The sequence below is a fragment of the Noviherbaspirillum album genome, from assembly GCF_035916955.1.
GTDB lineage: Bacteria > Pseudomonadota > Gammaproteobacteria > Burkholderiales > Burkholderiaceae_D > Noviherbaspirillum > Noviherbaspirillum album.
The window spans coordinates 375733-395696 of the sequence record NZ_JAWIIV010000001.1 but is presented as its reverse complement, the minus strand read 5'-3'; the positions used below and the strand labels follow the sequence as shown (position 1 = coordinate 395696).

Below are 19964 nucleotides of genomic sequence, written 5' to 3'. Positions count from 1 at the left end.
TTGTCGAATTCATTGCTGCAACGCGATCGGTGCGATCGGTAATTCGGCATCGTCTTCCATCTCGAATGCCTCGAACTCCACCTCGAAGAACGCGGAGGCGAAGTCGGCGACATGCCGGTAGAAATTCGCGCAGCCGGTGTTCCTGATGTCGCCGAGGCAGCGCTCCTGCCAGGGCGCGATATGCCGGATGAAGAAGGTTTTCTGGGTTTCAAGCGGGCGCCTCGGCGCGCCGGGGGCGCCTGCGATCAGGATGCGCATGACCTCGCACAGGGCGCCGAGATGGTCCTCGGGCTCGCCGACGCCGCGCACGCGGGCCAGGCCGAGCGCGCGCAGCTCGTCGCGCAGCGCGGCCAGCGGCTTTTCATGCATGAAGCCGGCAAGGTAATGCGAGCCGTAAGGGTTGACCAGCGGCGTGCCGATGCTGATGAACAAGGCATCGAATTCCTCCTTCACCGCATCCGCATCCACCAGCCCGGCGGCGAGCACCAGCTTTTCCCATGCGCGGTCCAGCGGCTGTTCCCCCTGCTCCTGGTGCTCCTGCTGCCCTTGCTGCTGCGTCCGCAAGGAATCGGCGGCGGCCAGCGCGGCAAGCAGCTCCGTGTCGGGCGCTTTCAGCAGCAGGCTGGCGCACAGCGCGTAGAGGTCGGCTCTGGCCTGGTCTTCCTGCGTCAGCGGAAGGAAAATGCTTGCCGCGCCGGAGGCCGGGACCGTTTCAGGAAAAGGCATGTTGTTTGTGCAGATTCATTGACGATATAGTCATTGAAGCGGCGCATGCACAGACGTTCCATATCCAATCCGGATTTCGGTAAGGCGGCGACGCAGCTCTTGTTCTACATCAAAGCGACCCTGCGCATTGAATCGCCGCCGAGCCGCCGTGCTACCGCGGACGCGCGAGATCGACGATGGCGTCCGGCTTCCTCGACGTCATCATGTCGACCACGCGGCAGTCGCCGCACATCTTGATGCGGTCCAGGTTGCCCTCGAACGCGGCATGGCCGGCGAGCCGGCCGAGCAGGTTCTCGATGGCCTTGAGGGTGCCGATCGGCTTGCTGCAGCGTATGCAATGGAAGGGTTCCGCCTCGTTGAGCACGACCGTGGCCTTCGCCGCCGCCGGTGGAACCAGCCGGGGCACGAGTTCGATCGCCTGCTCCGGACAGCTCTTCGCGCACAGGCCGCATTGCACGCAATTCTTTTCGATGAAGCGCAGCTGCGGACGGTCGGCCGTGGTCAGCAGCGCCGACGACGGACAGGTGCCGGTGCAGGCCATGCACAGCGTGCAGGCCTGCTTGTTGATCGACAGGGTGCCGAACGGCGCGCCCGCCGGCAGGGCGATCTCCTCCGCGCCGGACGCTGCGGCGGCGGGCGCATGGTTGTACAGGTGGTCGAAGATGAAATCCAGCGAATTGCGCTTCTCGGCAAACAGGTGAAAGCCCGCCGCCTGCGCGGGCACGGAGGTGGTCGAAAAGGCGCCGATGTCTTGCAGCGACGCATCGAGTTCCTGCGGAGTGGCGGCCTCGATCAGCGTCATGTGCGTGCCGGCGTAGCCGAGCCCGGACAGGATGGCTTGTGCGATCCCGATCTGCAGGCGCAGCGCGGCGACATACTCCGGCGCTTCGCGGCCGGTGGCCAGCAGCACGACCTGCGTCGCCCCGTAACAGATGGCCGCCAGCCACAGGTCGATGCCGGCCGACGCCACGTGGTGCAATTCGAACGGCAGCACGCGGGCGGGCAGGCCGCGCACCGATTTTCCGGCCTTCGCCAGCCGCCCGAGCTGCGCGATCAGCGCACCGCCGTGCTCCTGTCCGTGGAACAGCAGGCAGGGCCGCTCGCCGCCGGCCCTGGCATAGGTGTCCAGCAGCGTCTTGAGCCGCTTGCCGTTGTAGGGCACGTCGGCGTTGGCATAGGCCAGCGCGCCGGAAGGGCAGACCGTGGTGCAGGCGCCGCAGCCCGCGCACAGGTGCGGCTCGACGCGGATGCGGTCGCCGTCGGCGCCTATCGCCTCTGCCGAGCAGATGTCGATGCAGGCGTTGCAGCCGGTGATCTTGTTGCGGCCGTGCGCGCACAGGCGCTCGCGGTACTGGAAATATTTCGGCTTTTCGAATTCGCCCGTCATCTGCGCCAGGCGGCCGGCCGCCGCCATCTGCGCGCGCAGGTCCGGTCCCGGCGCCAGATAGCCGTGCGGAGGCTGGTGCATCGCCAGCAGCGGCGTGTCGGACAAGTCGAAGATCAGGTCGAAGTCGCCGTTCCGGGATTCGTCACGCCGCGCGAAGCTGATTGCTTCGACCGCGCCGCATGCCTGCACGCAATCGCCGTGGCGCCGGCACTTGTCTTCATCGATCTGGTACAGCAGATCGATCGCGCCCTCCGGACAGGCGGCCACGCATTCATTGCAGCGCACGCACAGGTCGAGGTCGATAGGATTGCTCTGCCGCCATGTGACCTGGAAGGCGCCCAGCCAGCCCTGCACTTCGACGCCGCTGCCGCTGAACACGGTGTAGGAGCGTTCGGTCGGCAATGCGGCCTGGGCGCCGGCGCCGGTGCCGGTGATCAGCACCGTCACGTCCAGCGTTTCCTGCAACTGCTCCGCCCAGCCGAGCGCGGTATCGGCACGGCCGATGATCAGCACGCGGCCCTGCGATGCATAGCTGACGGTCGGCAGGGCCTGCTGCATAGGGCGCGCCGCATCCGCGAGCAGCGCGGCCATCTTCGGCAGGGCGGCATAGGATTGGGTGCTCCAGCCCCCGGTTTCGCGGATATTGACGAAACGCAGCGGGGCAACCGATCCGCCTTCATCGGCAAGCTCCCGGAACAGCGCGCTTTCCTGGGTGCAGGCGACGACCACGTCATCCACACCCTTGATCGACTCGAGATAGGCGCCGGCATCGCGGCCGCAAAGCTGGCTGGAGACCGGCAGCGGCGCGCAGCCCAGCGCCTCGCCGATGCGCTGGCCGGAAACGGCATTGAGCGGCATGCTGCGGTTGCAGTTGCAGACGTGGAACTTGGTGGTCATGTGTGAGGAAACTTCGTGGAATTGATTGGAATATCCCGCGCGGCGGCATACGGCGCGCCGGCAGGTGCTTCGGCGGCTGCGGTCTCGATTTCAGCGTCGGCGCCGGCTTGAACTTCATGTTCCGGCTCCGGCGCAGCCTGAGCCGGCTCGTCGCCAGCGCCGCGCGCGTCATCGGAATCCACCGCCTCCTCCGGCTCGCCTGGTTCATTGTCTCCGGCTTGTTGGGGCCGATCCTGCTCGCCGTCATCATCCTTGTGCGTCTCGTAGAGCGGCTTCGGTTCGAGCGTGCTCTTCGCATGCAGCAGATTTTCCAGCATGCCGGGCGGCAAGGGCGAAGGCTTGGTGTAATCGTCGATATAGATATCCAGGCCATCCATGACGTTGAAATGCGGATCGGAAAACAGCTTCTTCATCGCGGCGCGGCGCACCGCCTTGTCGACGCCCCGTGCGAGGAAGGGAGAGTAGTCGGCGTCGGCCGCCAGCGAAGCGACATCTTTCATCGACGGCAGGGCAGTGCGGGTTCCGGCAGAAGACCCCGCACTGGTTTCGGCGGCATCGGTGAGCGCGGCCTTGGCGTCCGCGGCGGACGCCTGGACATGTTCGGCGCTCGCCGCGCCAGCCTCGCCATGCGCGTTTTCCGTCTTGCGGCGCGCCCAGCGGCGGAGGAAATTTTCAGGCATGAAGTGGTGGCGGTTTTGTAAGCTTAACCCCAGCGTAACCAATCGGGCATGGCGCCGCTTGAGGGATGACAAGCCGGTTCAGTGTTCAGTGATATCCCTCGCCCGGCTTGATCCTGCCGCGGAACAGCCAGAACACCAGCACTGTGTACAGCAGGATCATCGGCAGCAGGATCGAGGCGCCGATCAGGTAGAACATTTGCGAAGCCGGGTGCGATGCGCCTTCCCAGATGGTCATCGACGGCGGCACCAGGTAGGGTGCGTTGGAAATCACCAGCCCGAGATAGGCCAGCAGGAACAGGCCGACCGCGGAAGCAAAGGGCATGATGGGCCGCTTGCGGCTGATGCCGTACCAGCACAGCCAGGCGGTCAGCGCGGTGGCCAGCGGAATCTGGCTCAGGAAGAAAATGTTCGGCACGCTGAACCAGCGCTCGGCGATGCGCTCGATCTGCAGCGGCGTCCAGACGCTGACCACGCCGATGAAGGCCAAGAGCCCCAGCAGCAGCGGCGTGCCGAACCGGCGTGCGCGTTCCTCGACGTCGCCGACCGCCTTCATCATCAGCCATGTGGCGCCCAGCAGCGCGTAACCGATCACCACCGCGACACCGCACATGAGGCTGAACGGTGTGAGCCAGTCGAGCGAACCGCCGGCGAATTGCTGGTCCTTGACGGTGATTTCCTGCAGCAGGCCGCCGAGGATCACGCCTTGCGCGAACGAGGCAGCGATGGAACCGGCGGCAAAGGAAATGTCCCATAGCCGGTGGTGCGGCTTGGCCACCCAGCGGAACTCGAAGGCGACGCCGCGGAAGATGAGTGCCAGCAGCAGGATGATCACCGGCATGTAGAGCGCCGGCAGGATCACCGCGAAGGCCTTCGGGAAGCCGGCCCACAGGCTGACGCCGCCGAGCACCAGCCAGGTTTCGTTGCCATCCCAGAAAGGGGCGACCGAATTCATGATCTGGTCGCGCTCTTCCTCCTTCTTGTAGAAGGGAAAGAGAATGCCGATGCCGAGATCGAAGCCGTCCAGCACCACGTACATCGCGACGACGAAGCCGGTCAGCAGCGCCAGGATGATCGGCAATGTATCCGACACTTCGCTCACGTCGAGGCCTCCTTCGCGGTTTCGTTCGCCGCCGACAGCGGACGGTTGGGCAAGGCTTCCGGATCGGCCGGCACATGCTGCGGGCCTTTGCCGATCATCTTGCTGATGTACCAGATGCCGATGGAAAACACCACGCAGTACACCAGCACGAACAGCACGAGCGACGTCGCCACCGACGCCGCCGTCACCGGCGACACCGCGTCGGCGGTGCGCAGCACGCCGTAGGCCACCCAGGGCTGGCGCCCGATCTCGGTCACCATCCAGCCGGCCAGCAGCGCAATGAAGCCGAGCGGCCAGGCGTGGCCGAGAGGACGCAGGAACCATCGCGCCTCGTACAGCCGCTTGCGCCACCACAGGAAGACGCCGATGAAACCGATCGCAATGAACAGCAGACCCAGGCCCACCATCAGCCGGAACATGAAGAACACGGGTTTGACAGGCGGCCGGTCTTCCGGCTTGAACTGCAGCAGGCCGGGAAACAGTCCGTCCCACTCATGCGTGATGATCAGGCTGCCGAGTTTCGGAATGCCGACCTCGAACAGGTTGCGTTCGTTCTTTTCGTCCGGCCAGGCGAACAGGATCAGGTCGGCCGGCTTGGAGCCGTCCCAGTGCGCCTCGATCGCGGCGATCTTCGCCGGCTGGTACTTCTGCGTGTTCAGGCCGTGCAGGTCGCCCACCAGCGCCTGCAGCGGGGCAAGAATGGCCAGCATGCCCAGGCCCATGTGCACCATGGTCTTGGCTTCGGCCAGGAATTCCCGGCGCAGCAGATAGCGGGCGCCGGTCGCCAGCACCACCAGCGACGTCGTGATGTAGGTGGCGATCATCATGTGGGTGAAGCGATAGGGAAAGCTGGGATTGAAGATGATCTCCGACCAGTCGACCGGATAGGTGATGCCGTCCTGCATGGCGAAGCCCGCCGGCGTATGCATCCAGCTGTTGGCCGAAAGGATCCAGAAGCCCGACAGCGCGGTGCCGAAGGCCACGATGATCGATGCCATCGTATGCAGCCACGGCGGAAACCGGGTCCAGCCGAACAGCATGATGCCGAGAAAGCTGGCTTCGAGAAAGAAGGCGGTCAGCACCTCGTAGCTGAACAGCGGACCGAGCGTGTTGCCGATCACTTGTGCGAACTTGCTCCAGTTGGTGCCGATCTGGTATTCCATTACGATGCCCGACACCACGCCCATGGCGAACGATACCGCGAAGATCTTGGTCCAGAAGCGCGCCAGCGTATGCAGGTGCTGCTTGCCGCTGATCATCCAGCGCACTTCCAGGGTGGCGATGAATGCCGACAGGCCGATCGTGAAGGAGGGAAAGATGATGTGGAAGGCAACCGTGAACGCGAACTGAATGCGTGCAAGCAGGGTGGCGTCGAATCCGGCTATGGTTTCCATCCAGCGCTCCGTGGGGAGTGATCAGCGGCTCGGCCATCCATGGCGATCCGGCCTGGCGCTGCCCGAGCGCGTGAAGCCATCGTGCACATTCATCACGCACAGTCATCACGCAAAACTATCGGGCACGCTCATGCGTTCATGTGTTTCGTATGGCCGGATCGGCAACTGAAAGTTCCGGCGCCGGTCAATGCTAGTAATGATTCACCCTAGGAGAATCGGCATGGCACGTCTTACCTTCCATCATTCATTTCCATTTTCCCTGCGCGCATGCGGGCTTGCTCTCGGTCTGGCTGTTGCATTCACGGCGAGCGTGAAGGCCCAGACGCCGCAGGACAAGGGCACTGCCAGCGCGGAGACCGCACCTTCCGCCGGAGGCACGCTGTCCGCTGGCGGCCGCACGAATTCCCTGGGCGATCCGAAGGTCAACCAGGCCGGAGTCCCGGGTGGCAGCCAGCAGACGCAAGGCATCAAGGTCGGCAATGCCGACCGCAAGCTGATGCGGCAGCTTGCGCAGGCGCACATGGCGGAGATCAAGACCGCCGCGCTCGCCACCGCCATCTCTGACGACAAGGCCCTGCAGGGCTATGCGGAAAAGATGCTGGAAGACCATGGCAAGGCTCTGGATGAGTTGCGCATGCTGGCCCGGCGCGCGGATGTGATCCTGCCGGGCGGCGTCGAAACCGAGCAGGCGTCGCTGCTGCACAAGCTGGCGCTGACCACGGGCAAGCAGTTCAACCAGATGTACCATGCGCAAGCCGGCCTCGCGCTGCATGAACAGTCCCAGGCGCTGTTCAAGGAAGCCGCGTCGCGCGCCGAAGCGCCGGAGCTGAAAGCTTATGCGAGCAAGCTGCTGCCCATTGTCGGCAAGCATCTGCAGCTGGCACAGCAGATGGCCGACGATCCGGCCTCGGCTGCGGCGGCGGTGCAGTCGTCGGTGACGGCGGGCCAGTCGACCAGCGTGCAGGCGCCGCCCGCATCGGCCAGCCAGCAGGCGGACAACAACAGCGGCAACAAGGGCAATGCGGAAATCTCCAGCACCGCCGGCGGACAGAAGAAATAGCGATGCCGCAAAGTGGCGCGCGGCGAAGCGGACCCCGGTTTACTGGCGCCGGCCGTGTCGCAGCATTTCCGGCGCAGGGCCGGCCGCTTGCGCCGGCAGGCTTCGGGCGCCGGAGACATTGGCATCGCCGGTTCGCGCGTATTCCGCCATATGCACCACCCGTGTCGGTCGTGCAAAGGCAATGCCGTGCCTGCGCAGTTCGCGCAGGATGCCGAGATTGATCTTCTGCTGCACATCCATGTACTTGTTGAAGTTGTCGGTCAGCATGAAATAGACCACCTCGAACTGCAGCGCGCTTTCGCCATAGGCCATGAAATGCGCACGGTCGAAGCGCACCAGTTCGCCCGACCCGAGCACGATCTCGCGCACCAGTCCCGGCACGCGCTCCACGTCTTCCACCTCGGTCTCGTAGGCGATGCCGAACTGGAAGGCGACACGCCGCTCCTCCATGCGCTTGTAATTGCGGATGCGTTCCTTGAGCAGTTCGGTATTGGAAATGATGATCTGCTCGCCGCCGAGGCTGCGCAGCCGCGTGGTCTTCAAGCCCACGTATTCCACCGTTCCCATGTAATTGCCCACCACGATGAAGTCGCCGATGACGAAGGGCTTGTCGAGTGCGATCGATACCGACGAGAACAGGTCGCCGAGTATGTTCTGGACCGCCAGCGCCACCGCGACGCCGCCGATGCCGAGGCTGGCGACCAGCGTCGTGATGTTGAAGCCGAGGTTGTCGAGCACCATCAGCAGCGCGACCACCCAGAGCAGGATGCGCAGCACCAGCCCCACCACCAGAAGATGCGTCACGCCGGAAGGATTGCTTGCCTTGTGGCTCTGGAAGGAGCGGTCCAGCCATACCGACAGCGCCCGGTTGCCCCACAGCGCCGCCTGCAGCACGAAGATGATCACGAAGGCGTACTGCAGCCATTTCTGGTTCCTGTCCGGCAAGGCAAGCTGGGTCAGACCGGCCAGCACGGCCACCGCGACCAGGAAGGAAATGCGGGTGGAGCTCACCAGCTCGCGCAGGTAGGCCAGGAAGCCGTAGTCATGCAGCGCCCGCAGGCGTTCCAGCTGGCGCGCGGCCAGCGCCTTGAGCAGCAGCAGGGCGGTCAGCGTCAGTGCGAAGATGCCGCTTGCAAGCAGCCAGTGGGTCGCCGTCGAAAAACGGTCGAACAGGGAGAGCACCATCATGTGCCAGTGTCCTTATGCTTTGTGTTGCCTCGCTTCGTGTTGCGAACCGCGAGGCTGCGGGTGCCTGTCGGCGAAATTGCGCCGGTGCAAGGCGCGATGTCGCGATAGACCCCGGAGCGCGGATGGAAGATGCATTTGTTGATCTTAAGCAGACCGGCGCAGGAAATGCCGGAAGCCGCTATATTGTCGATCACGCATCAACGCGCCGCCGCAGCGAAACCGCAATCAACCACTTGAACAAGGAATGCAATGACTGATCTGTCCGCCTTTCCCATTACCAAAAAATGGCCCGCGCAGCATCCGGAGCGACTCCAGCTGTATTCATTGCCGACGCCCAATGGCGTCAAGGTTTCGATCATGCTCGAAGAAACGGGCCTGCCCTATGAGGTACATCTGGTGCGCTTCGAAAGCAATGACCAGACCTCGCCGGAGTTTCTCTCCCTCAATCCCAACAACAAGATTCCGGCCATCATCGATCCCGACGGCCCGGGCGGCAAGCCGCTGCCGCTGTTCGAATCGGGCGCCATCCTGCTCTATCTCGCAGACAAGACCGGCCGCTTCATTCCCGAGGATGGAGCCGGGCGTTACGAAACCATCCAGTGGCTGATGTTCCAGATGGGCGGCATCGGTCCGATGTTCGGTCAACTCGGCTTCTTTCACAAATTCGCCGGACGCGAGTACGAAGACAAGCGTCCGCGCGACCGCTATGCCGCCGAATCGAAGCGCCTGCTCGGCGTGCTCGAAAGGCGGCTTGCCGACCGCCAATGGCTGATGGGAGATGCCTATACCATCGCCGACATTGCCACCTTTCCCTGGGTCCGCAACCTGATCGGTTTCTACGATGCGGGCCAGCTGGTGGGCATCGACGACTTTCCGAATGTTAAGCGCGTGGTGGCCGCATTTACGGCGCGTCCGGCGGTGGCGAGAGGGCTGGAAATACCCAAGCGTGCCTGAGCAGCGATGGGCGTATGCACGAAAATAGGGAGAGACGGGGCGGCGGTTGCTACTGCGGATACCGAGATTGATGCTGATTAAAGCGGGGAAAACTTCCGGCATTTGCCGAAGTCTGATATGGCTTTCGACGCAGCCTTCACGTCTCACATCTTGCCAGGAACGCCATGTACCGGAATGCAAACAGGCAGCACAGCAACAAGTTTCCCCTGAACCTGCCTGACATTGCAGAGGAATTGACGGAACAGGCCGCCGTCGGCGAGCACCTCGGCGGCGCCGAAGTGCGTGTTGCCGCCACCCGCGACGAACTCGAAGCGGTGGCGCGCTTCCGTTACCTGGTGCATGTCGAGCGCGGCCGGACATCGCTGCCTGGCGCCGACCACACGCAGCGCATGCTGTGGCCGACCGACCCCGGCTCGCCATCGAGTTTCTATGCGACGGACGCACACGGCAAGATCGCCGGCTGCGCCAGCCTCTGGCTCGACCTGCCGAGCCGCGACAATGCCGACCGGCTCGGCCTGGGCAAGGTAGCCCAGCGCCTGCGCGTGCCGGTCGCCTATCTCGATGCATTGACGCTGGCGCCCGACGCGCAGTGGTCGCGGCGCGTGGTCCGCATGCTGTGCCGCATGTACTGCTTCACGCGCGACCACGACCGCGTGGTCGGCATCACGCATTGCAGTCCCATCCTGGCCTCGCATTACGAACGTCTCGGCCTGTATCGCTGCGGGCGGCCTTTCGTCCGCGACGACATCGGGCTGCAGATACCCATGGTGCTGTTCCTGGAGGATGTCGGGCATTTCGAAAAGATTGGTTCCCTGCTGCTTACCTATGCACGCCGCTATGAGAACGATCCGCTGCGGGTGGCGCGACTGAAAAGCGACTTCGATATCCGTACGCCCTTCTTCGAACGTACCCTCCAGCCGCTTGCGCCGCGTTCGAGACCGGAACCGCCGGAATCATTCGGCGCTTAGGCTGCAAGAGCTCAGGCGCTCAGAGCTTAGGCTTTAACGCTCTCAGGCGGGGCCTAGCAGGTCGTGCTCGTTGAGGATCGCATATACGATGTCGGGATGCTGTTCCAGGCACCGGCGCACGGCGGCCGGAATCGACTGACGTATCTTGCGGCACAGGCCGCGCTGCTCGGCCAGCTGGATGCTGAGTCCGCGCACGGTGCGCACCTCGCGAGCGCCCGGCGCAATCTGCAGCATGATGCCCAGCTGCTCGGCCATGCGTTTTTCTACATGCCGCAGTTCGGCGTAGCTGGAGATGCTCTCGATACGCGATACCAGACGCTTTTCCTCTTCCCGGGTCAGGCGCAGCACGCGCAGGTCGGCCGCGGGATCGCCCAGCAGGACATCGCGCTCGCAGGTGCATGCGCCCGGAGGACATTCATTGCGGATCGGGAAAGGGAGCGTGGGAAGAGACGATGACATGAGCGTGCATTGACAGCTGTAGTTATTCAAGGCGGAGAATTCATCCCTGCCTGCCCGAAGCCTTGCATGGACGCCGCTTCCTTGACTGAAGAATGAAAATCTACGCCCGGCCGAGGGAAATGTCCACCCTCTGTCAATCACGACTTGATTGGTCATAATAACCCGTCTCGCCAAATTCGAATCAAGGACTGCCCGCATCATGACCACTCGCCTTCCCGTCGATCTTTCCAAATCCTATCGCCTGCTCAACCACGGTCCGACCGTGCTGGTCAGCAGCCAGCATGAAGGCCGGCGCAACGTGATGGCGGCCGCATGGTCGATGCCGCTGGACTTCTCTCCGCCCAAGGTGGCTGTCGTGATCGACCGCAATACGCTGACGCGGCAACTGGTGGAAGGATCGGGCGAGTTCGTGCTTAACGTGCCTTCACGGCCGATGGCCGGCCTTACGCTCGCGGTCGGATCGGTGTCCGGCCGCGAGTCGGACAAGTTCGCAGCCGAAAGCATTTCCTGCTTCGCCGGCGATAAAGTCAAGGCGCCGCTGCTGGAAGGCTGTCTCGGCTGGCTGGAATGCCGGGTGATTCCCGAGCCGCACATCCAGCAGACCTACGATCTCTTCCTTGCCGAGATCGTCGCCGCCTGGTCCGATGCGCGCGCATTCAGGGACGGGCACTGGGTCTTCGACGGCGACGGCCCGCGCAGCATTCACTATGTCGCGGGCGGTCACTTCTTTGAAACGGGAGACGCATTCGAGGTCGGCGGGTAAGCCCGCGAGCTCAGTTCGCAGGCGGGGCGCCCGCGGACTTGCGGGGAGCCAGGAGCGCCTGCTGCGTCTGCGTGATGTGCTCTTCAAGCAGGCGCACCGCATTGTCCACATCGCCGATGCGGGCCGCATGCAGGATTCCATAGTGATCGTTTTGCGGACGATCGCGGCCGAGCATGTTGGAGATATGGATGCGAGTATAGCGCTGCGTGCCCAGCGCAAGATCCTCGATCATCTTCAGCAGGCGCGGACGATTTGCCGGGCGGTAGAGCGCGAGATGAAACTTGAGATTCAGATAGGCCCAGGAACTGGGGCTGTTCGTTTCATCGTAAGTGGCGAGAATGGCTTCGGCTTCGGCGATGTGAGCATGGCGCAGGTTGGGAATCGCCAGCTTCAGCGCGCGCGTTTCCAGGCCAATGCGGATGTCGAGCATCTCGATCACATCGTCGATCGAATGCACCAGGACCACCGGTCCGTTCTGCGGATCCTGCCGCACCAGGCCTTCGCCTTCGAGCCGCCTCAGCGCATCATTCACCGGCAGGCCGTCGACGCCAAATTCATTCGCCAGCTTCTCCTGATCGAGCGGCATGCCGCCGCCGAGGTCGCCGTCGAAAATCCGCCTGCGCAGCGTGGTAAAAATCTGGTCTGAAGTCACTTGAGCCATCTGGTGTCGGCCTCGGTCAGTTGCATCGCAGTGCCGGATTGGCAGGCTGCCATGCGGTAATGTGCAAAGCATTATACTTTCGCCACGAGGATAAGGAAACGGCGGCGAGTTGCACCGGCCGGCTTCCGGTCCGGATTCTGTACCTGCCTTGGCACTGGAAAACACATGAATGCACTGCGCGGCAACTATGACGTCCTGATCGTGGGCGGCGGCATTATCGGAACGGCAATAGCCTGTTCTCTCAAGCAACAAAGTCCGGCGATCGAGCTTGCCGTCATCGAACCCGATCCGACCTATGAATTCGCTTCGACGCCGCGCGCGTCGGGCGGCGCCAGGCGGCTTTTTTCCTGTCCCGAGAATATCGCGATGTCGCATTACAGCATCGACTTCATCAAGCGCTTCGGCGAACTGATGAGCGTCGATGGCGCGCCCGCGCCTGTCGACTGGAAGGAGCAGGGCTATCTTTTCATCGTGCAGGGCGCATCGGCGGTGCGGGTGCTGGAAGAGAATGCGGCGGTGCAGCGCTCGTTCGGCGCCGACATCCGCCTGCTTGACCGCGAAGGCGTACACACCCTGTTTCCATCGATGCGCGTCGATGACATCGACGGCGCCGCCTATTCTCCCGGCGACGGCTGGTGCGATCCGAACAGCTTCCTGCAGGGCATGCGCCGCAAGGCACGCTCGCTCGGCGTCGAGTACGTGCAGGCCAGGGTGACCGACTTCATCAATTCGGGCGGCCGCCTCACCGGCGCGGTGCTTAGCACGGGCGACAGGCCCAAGGCCGAGATGTTCGTCAATGCGGCGGGCGCCTGGTCGGCGCAGGTCAGCGCAATGGCCGGAATGGCATTGCCGGTCAGCCCCTTGCGGCGTTTCGAACATTTTTTCACCGGACAGAACAGGATAGAGCCGCTGCCTTACGTGAAGGATCTGCAGCGGCTTGCGTTTCGGCCCGAGGGCAACGGCTATTCGGGCGGCCTGGTCAATTCGCATGAGCCGCGCGGATTCAATTTTGAAGTCGACCATGACTATTTCGAACGCGCGGTGTGGCCGGCGCTGGCCCACCGCTTCCCAAGCGCATTCGAAGGCGTGAAATGCCATCGCACCTGGTCCGGCCTGTATGAACAGTGCGAACTCGACGGCAATCCCATCATCGGCAGCTGGACCGGGCATCATGAGAACTTCCATGTCGCCACCGGTTTTTCCGGCCACGGCATGATGCATGCGCCCGCGGTCGGGCGCGCGGTCGCCGAGCTGATCCTGCACCGCAGGTATGAAACGATAGACCTGAGCAGGCTGGGCTATGGCCGGGTGCTGAGGAACGAGCCTTATGCGGAAAGAGGCATCCTCTGACCGATCGTTTCAACTAGGCGCAGTAGAACGCCGCGCAGCAAGCCATCCATTCGCAACCACGCGCATCCGAGCGCAAGGAACAGCATGTCCGAATCATTCAGCACCGAAGATATCAACGCCGTCTACAAGGCCATCGCGCAGCGGCGCGACATACGCCATTTCATTCCGGGTCCGATTGACGAAGCGCTGCTGGCGCGCCTGCTGACGGCGGCCCATCACGCGCCCAGCGTCGGCATGATGCAGCCATGGCGCTTCATCCGCATCCGGCGGCAGGAACTGCGCGATGCGATTCATCGCCTGGTCGACGAGGAGCGGCAGCACACCGCCGAAGCGCTTGGCGAACGGGGCGATGAATTCATGCGGCTCAAGGTCGAAGGCATTCGCGAATGCGGGGAACTGCTGGTGGTCGCCTTGATGGACCGGCGCGAACCTCACATCTTCGGCCGCAGGACCCTGCCGGACATGGACCTGGCCTCGGTAGCCTGCGCGATCCAGAACATCTGGCTGGCGTCGCGCGCCGAAGGCCTGGGCATGGGCTGGGTCTCGCTGTTCGATCCGGACCGCCTTGCCCGGCTGCTCGGCATTCCCCCGGGCGGCAAGCCCGTCGCCATTCTCTGCCTCGGGCATGTCGAACGCTTCTATCCCAGGCCCATGCTGGAACTCGAAGGCTGGGCCGAGCCGCGCCGTCTCGACGACCTGGTATCCGAGGACCGCTGGCCGGTGGATGAGACGCCCCGGGGGTGAAGCGCCGCTGGAAACAGGCGCGCATGTCTTCCGGACGCTTTCATTCATTCCGCAACCAGACTCTGGACCAAGCCGGCCAGGCCAGCCGGTCCGGTATTTAAGGCATCCTTCGCTTCATTTTCCGCAATCGGCGATTCGATGGGTAAGCGCACCCAGATAGCGGTCCGAGGCGTCGTAATACGCGTAGCTGATATCGACCAACTCAAGGAAACGGCGTTGCGCCGGGTCGGTGCACCAGGGCTGCCTTTGTTCGGCCTTTATTTTCTCGATCACTTCGGGGGGCGGCTTTTTGACTTCGACCAGAACCCGGTTCTTGTAGACCAGCTTCGGCTTCGCCTTTCCTGGAACGCATTCGACACTTTCGAGCGTGGAATGGGAACTGATTTTCATCGGCAGTTCGGAACGGAGCTTCTCGGCAACCTGCCTGCATTCATCCTGCGCGATCCGCTCGGCTGAAGCAGGGATGACGCAAAGCAAGGATAGAGCGAATACGATGCATTGACGCATGACACTCTCCAACTATCAAGGACAATGCAGTGTAACCGGAAAGGCGGGCAGACCCTTTGGGGTCTTGCAAACCACCCGGCCTTGAGTTCATGCAATGCATTTCTCCCCATGAGCGCTTGCGATAATATGTCCGTGGGCTAGAATGCAGATTGATCAACGTGTGCTGCCCGACTTGTGCTTTCGGGCGGCTTCGGTCCTCGCCTTTCCATCCTGGTGTACTGGTTGCCGCATTGCAGTGCCGGCTTCAACTCCAAGCCCTTCATGACCAATGAGACACATTTTGATCGTCGACAATGCTGACGAGATTGTTCACCTGTTCCAGCGAAGTTTTGAAGCGCAGCGATTTCGCGTAACGGCGGCTCGAAATGGAGAGACGGCCTTGAGCGCGATCGAAAGCAATCCCGTCGATGGAGTCGTGAGCGACTTTCGCATGCCGGGCATGGATGGGAATGAACTGGTCACCCGCATAAGAGAACGCCATCCCCACATTCCCGCGATCATCGTCACCGCATATGCGAATGCCGTTCCTGCAACGGATGACAACACGGAGGTACTTAGCAAGCCCGTATCGCCATTGATGCTGGTTTATCGGATGACCGAGATGCTGATTGCCGTTGACGATGTGAGAAATTCGAAAGACCAAGGCGGTACTTCCGAACAGTCGTAGCAACAAGCATCCGGTCGCGCGACGGCGAATCGATGTGCAGGCGCCGTAAGCGCCTTGTTAAACGAAGCTGCCCTTGGCTACCCTTGCTTGAACTCGCTTGAGCCTGGCTGCGTTCAGTCTTTCGCTGCTTTTTCCATCACCCCGCAAGCGATCCTGTCTCCCGCGTCGCCCGTTGCCAGCGTCGTCGCATCCGGCGCGTCGGCATACCGGGTTGGAATGTTCGCGTAATTGTCCGGATTCGCATGGATGATGATCGCACTGCCGTCGCCATCGAAAAGATCGGCCACGGCAAAGCGGTCCGTGCTGATGGTGGCCCTCGCCGTACCGTCGGCATTCACCAGCAGGACAGGCAGGTCGCCACTGTGATGTCCATGCGTGTGCCTGTCCTTGTCGAAGTGGCCGCCGGCCGAGGTGAATGGCGGCGCGCACTCACCCACCGCGTGCACATGAAAGCCATGGAAACCCGGCGGCAGATCATGCACGCGCACCTGGACGGTTACGCTGCCGTCTTCCCGCGGATGAATCGTCAGCTTGCCGACCTGGTTGCCGGATCTGTCGTGAAGCTTCGCTTGAGCACCCGAATTGGTGGCGCCGGCGGAGGCGGCCAGCACCGCCAGCGAGGTTATTAGCAGCAATTTCCCCGCGGCCGACGCGCGCGGACGCGGATTCAGATTCGGATTCGCAGCGCTTGATTTGCCGGCCGTGGTTGCAGCCCTGGTAACGGTCGTTCCCATGTGCCTTCTCCTGTTTGGTTGATTTCGCAAGAAGATTCTTGCGGAGTCGGAGACTGCAAACGCTGTGCCACCAGCCCGGCCCTGTCGAACGCGTGTCCGCATCGCGCGCCGGTGTCGGAAGCAGCCCACCGTTGTCGACGAAGGTGTCGGATGATTTGCAACGCCGGTGCGATGCAATGTCCGCGGGCGGCGAACATCATGCGGTGAGGCGGCCCACAATGCGCCTCACGAGCGGTGCCACCACCGCCACCGTCGGAAACGCGACGGGCCATGTGGTCAGGCAGCTTTTCAGCCATTGCGCGGGAAGTCCGGGATGGATTCCCTGCGCCGTGACGAGAACGAAGGCAGAGACGATGCACACCATGATGGCCGAGAGCAGTGCGCTGAACAGGATAGGAGAGAAACGGGCGGGAATATGCATTTCATTTTCCTTGAGGTAGGTTGTAAAACGGTTGATCGATTTGCGGCCGGGACTTGTTTTCGTCATGGCGGCTGCATCATGAGTGCAAGGTGCTGGCGGCCCATCCGCCCGCATACAGGCCGATGCCGAATATTGCATGCGTGATCAGGCTTTGCAGGCGGGCGGCGGCGGGCCGCGGCGTACGCGACGCGGCAATGCCGGCGCCCATGCCCGGCTGCATCAGCAGGAACGGCGCGGCTACCGTGCAGATGCCGACGATGAGAGCGGGGCCGAGGCTAGGCTGCCGCACCCAGGCCAGACCCCAGATGCCGATCAGGGTGGCTGCAAACGCAATGCCGATCAGGTAGTGGGCGACCCAGCCGATCAGCCGTTCGGCCCGCACGGCGGGCGCGGCCGCGATCGAAGCATGGCGGAAGCGCCCGCGCCCCATGTGCGCAATCCAGCGGCCCACCATGCCGTAGTCCGGCGGAGCCAGGCCGAGCAGGGGCTTGCGCACGAGTCCCCACAGGTCCATCACCAGCGTGGCGCCGATACCGGTAATCAAACTGTATTCAAGATATTCCATGACTTTCTCCAGTGTTCGAGCTTGTCTTTATTTAACAATGGAGGTAGCGTACAACTTCAAGTCGACTTGAAGTCAAGGGGATGGTGATGGATATTTCTGAAGTGGCGCGGCGGTCCGGCGTTCCTGCGTCGACGCTGCGCTTCTATGAAGAGAAGGGCTTGCTTGTCTCCGTCGGCAGACGGGGGCTGCGCCGCTTGTTCGCAGCGGATGTGCTGGATCGGCTGGCGCTGATCGCGCTCGGCCGGGCGGCGGGATTTTCACTCGATGAAATCGTCCGCATGTTTGCGCCGGATGGCCAACCCGCGATCGACCGGCATCTGCTGATGCACAAGGCGGAAGAGCTGGACAGAACGATCCGCAAGCTGAGCGCCATGCGCGACGGCCTTCGTCATGCGGCCGCCTGCTCCGCGCCGAGCCACATGGAATGTCCGACATTCCGCCGTCTGCTCGGCATTGCCGCATCCGGGGCTATCACGGGACAGGACGGAAAGGCGCCGGGGAAGCGCCGTCAAGTCGGCGCCGCGCAGGCGCGGCGTTCGCGGCCCGCAGCGGCTGAACAGGAGCGCTGATCGCCCTTGTTCGCAAGGGAAAGCGCCGCCGCGAAGCGCTCCGTTTCGGCTTATCCCTGATCAGCCTTCATGCCGGAAACTGCCCGGCGCTGTGGGCGGCGTGATTTTTTCCAGCATGGTCCGCACCCGTTCCGCGAGTTCGGCCTGACGGTAGGGCTTGGTCAGGATGTTGAGCGCAGCCGATTCCGCGCCATAGCGCGGCAGTTCCTCCATGTAACCGGTCGCCAGCAGGACCGGCATCTGGGGATGACGTGCCCGTGCACGTTCCACCAGTTGCAGGCCGTTCATGCCGCCGGGCATGATGATGTCGGTAAACAGCAGATCGACAGTACCGTATCGCTCCAGCATCTCCAGCGCTTCCTCACCGCTTTGGGCCGCCAGCACGCGGTAACCCAGCGAACGCAGGAAGACTTCGGCAAGTTCACGTACATCCTGGCTGTCATCCACCACCAGGATGGTCTGCCGCCCCATGATGGCGGCCGGGCTCCAGTTGAGGCGGCCGGCCGGGGATGTCGTGCGCGTGGCGGAAACTTCGAAGGCCGAGCGGTCGGCCACCGGAAAAATCATGCGGATGATCGTGCCTTCGCCGGCCGTGCTTTCGATCTCCAGCCGGCCATGCGACTGCTGCACGAAGCCATGCACCATGGCCAGGCCGAGCCCGGTGCCGGGACCCTTGGTCGTGAAGAAGGGTTCGGTGGCGCGCCGGGCGACTTCCGGCGTCATGCCTTCGCCCTTGTCGATCACGCAGATGACGACATACGTGCCCGGTTCCAGGTGGTGCGCAGCGAGCCTGTCCTTGTCGTTAATGACGGAGGTGGCGACTACGACCTTGCCGCCGTTGGGCATCGCATCGCGCGCATTGATCAGCACGTTGAGCAGCGCCATTTCCATGTGCGTCGCATCCAGCGTGCAGGATGGCAGGCCGGGCTTGAGGTCCAGATGCAGGTCGACCTTTTCCCCCAGCGTCCTGACCAGCATTTCGCTGAATTCGACCACCAGCGAGTTGAGGTTGACGCGCCGGGGTTCAAGGCGCTGCTTTCTTGCGAAGGTCAGGAGCTGCTGGGTCAGCTTGCTGGCCTTGCCGGCCGCCAGCTGCGCGCGTTCCACCGCCTCGTGCGTGGCGCTGCCGGCATCGAGCGTGTCGATTGCCATTTCCAGATTGCCGCTGATGACTTGCAGCAGGTTGTTGAAGTCATGCGCCAGGCCGGCGGTGAGCTGGCCGATCGCTTCCATCTTTTGCGCCTGCAGATACGATTGCTCGGAAACCCGGCGCCGGGTGATGTCGAGCTGAGATGCGAAGTAATACAGCAGCTTGCCGTCGGGATCGAAGATCGGGCCGATGAACAAGGCATTCCAGAAGGGCGTGCCGTCCGCCTTGTAGTTCAGGATGTCGACCGCCACCGCGCGCTGTTCCTTGAGCGCGTTGCGGATTTCGGCCACCGTGTCGCGGTTGGTCTCTGGTCCCTGAAGGAGCCGGCAGTTGCGTCCCAGCACCTGCTCTTCCTCATAGCTGGTCAGGTCGAGAAAGGCGCGGTTGACGAAGACTATGGGATTGTCTTCCTGGTTGGGATCGGTCACCAGCATCGGCATGCGGGTCATTTCGACCGCCGCGAAAAAGATATTGCCCCGCTCTTCCAGCCCTGGACGCGCGATATACGATGCCTGCCAGTGCTTGACGCCGGGATTGCCCAGGGGATTGAAGCTGCTGCCTTCAAGCTGGCCGTCCGCCGGTGCGCCTGCCGCTTCCGTGCTGTCTTCCGTGTCGAGCGGCTTGCCTGCGCGTTCTTCCTGGTTGCTGCCTGTTGCCATATGCTTTCCCTTATTCAATGTCGGCCGGCTCGCAACAAGATGCAATCAAATAGTGTGCGATGTCGGAAGCGGTACACAGGCGGAAGATCATGCCCGGTGAGCGTCGCGACGCCAAGTCAAGCCGGCAATTATATCTTTCTGACATCGGGTTCTGCACGGCCATGGCTTGGACATACCGCCGGGATTAATCTGACATGAATTCATCGATGCAGTTGAATTTTTATTTGAACAAGTCGAGATTTCGCACCTGGAAATCTCACGATGCAACGCAGGCAGGGGTCCATTCCGCGCATCCTGCACAGCCGGCACACATCGCACACATCGCACACATCGCACACAAGAGAGCCTTTCCGCGCCGGGCA

The 19964-nt window shown here is 62.9% G+C and carries 22 protein-coding genes; 9 read left to right on the top strand and 13 right to left on the bottom strand.

The features are described from left to right. Window positions 1-9 precede the first annotated feature (9 nt). From RY831_RS01740 to RY831_RS01720, 5 genes are all read right to left on the bottom strand, one after another. The gene (locus RY831_RS01740; protein ID WP_326504605.1) at window positions 10-726 is read right to left on the bottom strand and encodes a TorD/DmsD family molecular chaperone; all 717 of its coding nucleotides are present in this window, start codon (window positions 724-726) and stop codon (window positions 10-12) included. Window positions 727-877: 151 nt separating this feature from the next. Next, on the bottom strand, window positions 878-3010 hold the full coding sequence (locus tag RY831_RS01735) for a 4Fe-4S binding protein (RefSeq protein ID WP_326504604.1): 2133 nt from the start codon (window positions 3008-3010) through the stop codon (window positions 878-880). After that, window positions 3007-3690: a DUF3306 domain-containing protein gene (locus RY831_RS01730; RefSeq protein ID WP_326504603.1), complete on the bottom strand. Its 684-nt coding sequence runs from the start codon at window positions 3688-3690 to the stop codon at window positions 3007-3009. The genes RY831_RS01735 and RY831_RS01730 overlap by 4 nt, the downstream gene beginning before the upstream one ends. Window positions 3691-3775: 85 nt before the next feature. Continuing rightward, window positions 3776-4780, bottom strand: coding sequence for a cytochrome d ubiquinol oxidase subunit II (gene cydB, locus RY831_RS01725; protein WP_326504811.1), 1005 nt, complete (start codon window positions 4778-4780; stop codon window positions 3776-3778). Between the two features lie 5 nt (window positions 4781-4785). Then, window positions 4786-6183: a cytochrome ubiquinol oxidase subunit I gene (locus RY831_RS01720; protein ID WP_326504602.1), complete on the bottom strand. Its 1398-nt coding sequence runs from the start codon at window positions 6181-6183 to the stop codon at window positions 4786-4788. A gap of 220 nt (window positions 6184-6403) precedes the next feature. On the opposite strand from RY831_RS01720, the gene RY831_RS01715 reads away from it, so the two are divergent. Continuing rightward, window positions 6404-7243, top strand: coding sequence for a DUF4142 domain-containing protein (locus RY831_RS01715; RefSeq protein WP_326504601.1), 840 nt, complete (start codon window positions 6404-6406; stop codon window positions 7241-7243). Between the two features lie 39 nt (window positions 7244-7282). Here the strand turns inward: RY831_RS01715 and RY831_RS01710 are convergent, their stop codons facing one another. Then, complete coding sequence (locus tag RY831_RS01710) at window positions 7283-8431, bottom strand: mechanosensitive ion channel family protein (protein WP_326504600.1); 1149 nt, start codon at window positions 8429-8431, stop codon at window positions 7283-7285. Between the two features lie 122 nt (window positions 8432-8553). Here RY831_RS01710 and RY831_RS01705 point away from each other — a divergent pair, with 122 nt between their 5' ends. From RY831_RS01705 to RY831_RS01695, 3 genes are all read left to right on the top strand, one after another. Continuing rightward, window positions 8554-8688: a hypothetical protein gene (locus tag RY831_RS01705; protein ID WP_326504599.1), complete on the top strand. Its 135-nt coding sequence runs from the start codon at window positions 8554-8556 to the stop codon at window positions 8686-8688. Beyond that, window positions 8681-9385 (top strand): glutathione S-transferase N-terminal domain-containing protein, encoded by a 705-nt coding sequence (locus RY831_RS01700; RefSeq protein WP_326504598.1) that lies wholly within the window; start codon window positions 8681-8683, stop codon window positions 9383-9385. The genes RY831_RS01705 and RY831_RS01700 overlap by 8 nt, the downstream gene beginning before the upstream one ends. Before the next feature lie 164 nt (window positions 9386-9549). Then, window positions 9550-10353 carry a hypothetical protein gene (locus RY831_RS01695; protein WP_326504597.1) on the top strand — a complete coding sequence of 268 codons (804 nt, stop codon included), beginning with the start codon at window positions 9550-9552 and terminating at the stop codon, window positions 10351-10353. 42 nt (window positions 10354-10395) lie between these two features. Here RY831_RS01695 and RY831_RS01690 read toward each other — a convergent pair whose 3' ends face one another. Continuing rightward, window positions 10396-10812, bottom strand: coding sequence for a hypothetical protein (locus RY831_RS01690; protein WP_326504596.1), 417 nt, complete (start codon window positions 10810-10812; stop codon window positions 10396-10398). Window positions 10813-11011: 199 nt separating this feature from the next. On the opposite strand from RY831_RS01690, the gene RY831_RS01685 reads away from it, so the two are divergent. Next, complete coding sequence (locus RY831_RS01685; protein WP_326504595.1) at window positions 11012-11575, top strand: flavin reductase family protein; 564 nt, start codon at window positions 11012-11014, stop codon at window positions 11573-11575. 10 nt (window positions 11576-11585) lie between these two features. Here the strand turns inward: RY831_RS01685 and RY831_RS01680 are convergent, their stop codons facing one another. Beyond that, window positions 11586-12227, bottom strand: coding sequence for a GntR family transcriptional regulator (locus tag RY831_RS01680; protein ID WP_326504594.1), 642 nt, complete (start codon window positions 12225-12227; stop codon window positions 11586-11588). 174 nt (window positions 12228-12401) lie between these two features. On the opposite strand from RY831_RS01680, the gene RY831_RS01675 reads away from it, so the two are divergent. Together RY831_RS01675 and bluB are read left to right on the top strand one after the other, a co-directional pair. Then, window positions 12402-13586 (top strand): NAD(P)/FAD-dependent oxidoreductase, encoded by a 1185-nt coding sequence (locus tag RY831_RS01675; protein WP_326504593.1) that lies wholly within the window; start codon window positions 12402-12404, stop codon window positions 13584-13586. A gap of 84 nt (window positions 13587-13670) precedes the next feature. After that, entirely contained in the window at window positions 13671-14330 is a 660-nt protein-coding gene (gene bluB / locus RY831_RS01670) for a 5,6-dimethylbenzimidazole synthase (protein ID WP_326504592.1), read from the top strand. A gap of 114 nt (window positions 14331-14444) precedes the next feature. Here bluB and RY831_RS01665 read toward each other — a convergent pair whose 3' ends face one another. Beyond that, window positions 14445-14837 carry a hypothetical protein gene (locus RY831_RS01665; RefSeq protein ID WP_326504591.1) on the bottom strand — a complete coding sequence of 131 codons (393 nt, stop codon included), beginning with the start codon at window positions 14835-14837 and terminating at the stop codon, window positions 14445-14447. A gap of 280 nt (window positions 14838-15117) precedes the next feature. Between RY831_RS01665 and RY831_RS01660 the strand changes: the two genes are divergently transcribed. Next, a complete protein-coding gene (locus tag RY831_RS01660) occupies window positions 15118-15504 on the top strand; it encodes a response regulator (protein WP_326504590.1) in 387 nt (128 codons plus the stop codon). A 113-nt stretch (window positions 15505-15617) separates the two neighbouring features. Here the strand turns inward: RY831_RS01660 and RY831_RS01655 are convergent, their stop codons facing one another. The 3 genes from RY831_RS01655 to RY831_RS01645 all read right to left on the bottom strand — a co-directional run bounded on the left by RY831_RS01655 (window position 15618) and on the right by RY831_RS01645 (window position 17224). Beyond that, window positions 15618-16238: a superoxide dismutase family protein gene (locus RY831_RS01655; RefSeq protein WP_326504589.1), complete on the bottom strand. Its 621-nt coding sequence runs from the start codon at window positions 16236-16238 to the stop codon at window positions 15618-15620. A 196-nt stretch (window positions 16239-16434) separates the two neighbouring features. Beyond that, window positions 16435-16725 carry a DUF2798 domain-containing protein gene (locus RY831_RS01650; RefSeq protein ID WP_326504588.1) on the bottom strand — a complete coding sequence of 97 codons (291 nt, stop codon included), beginning with the start codon at window positions 16723-16725 and terminating at the stop codon, window positions 16435-16437. A gap of 10 nt (window positions 16726-16735) precedes the next feature. Beyond that, window positions 16736-17224 carry a DUF2938 domain-containing protein gene (locus RY831_RS01645; protein ID WP_326504587.1) on the bottom strand — a complete coding sequence of 163 codons (489 nt, stop codon included), beginning with the start codon at window positions 17222-17224 and terminating at the stop codon, window positions 16736-16738. A gap of 86 nt (window positions 17225-17310) precedes the next feature. Between RY831_RS01645 and RY831_RS01640 the strand changes: the two genes are divergently transcribed. Then, entirely contained in the window at window positions 17311-17793 is a 483-nt protein-coding gene (locus tag RY831_RS01640; protein ID WP_326504586.1) for a helix-turn-helix domain-containing protein, read from the top strand. Window positions 17794-17853: 60 nt separating this feature from the next. Here the strand turns inward: RY831_RS01640 and RY831_RS01635 are convergent, their stop codons facing one another. Then, a complete protein-coding gene (locus tag RY831_RS01635) occupies window positions 17854-19602 on the bottom strand; it encodes a histidine kinase famiy protein (RefSeq protein WP_326504585.1) in 1749 nt (582 codons plus the stop codon). Window positions 19603-19964 lie beyond the last annotated feature (362 nt).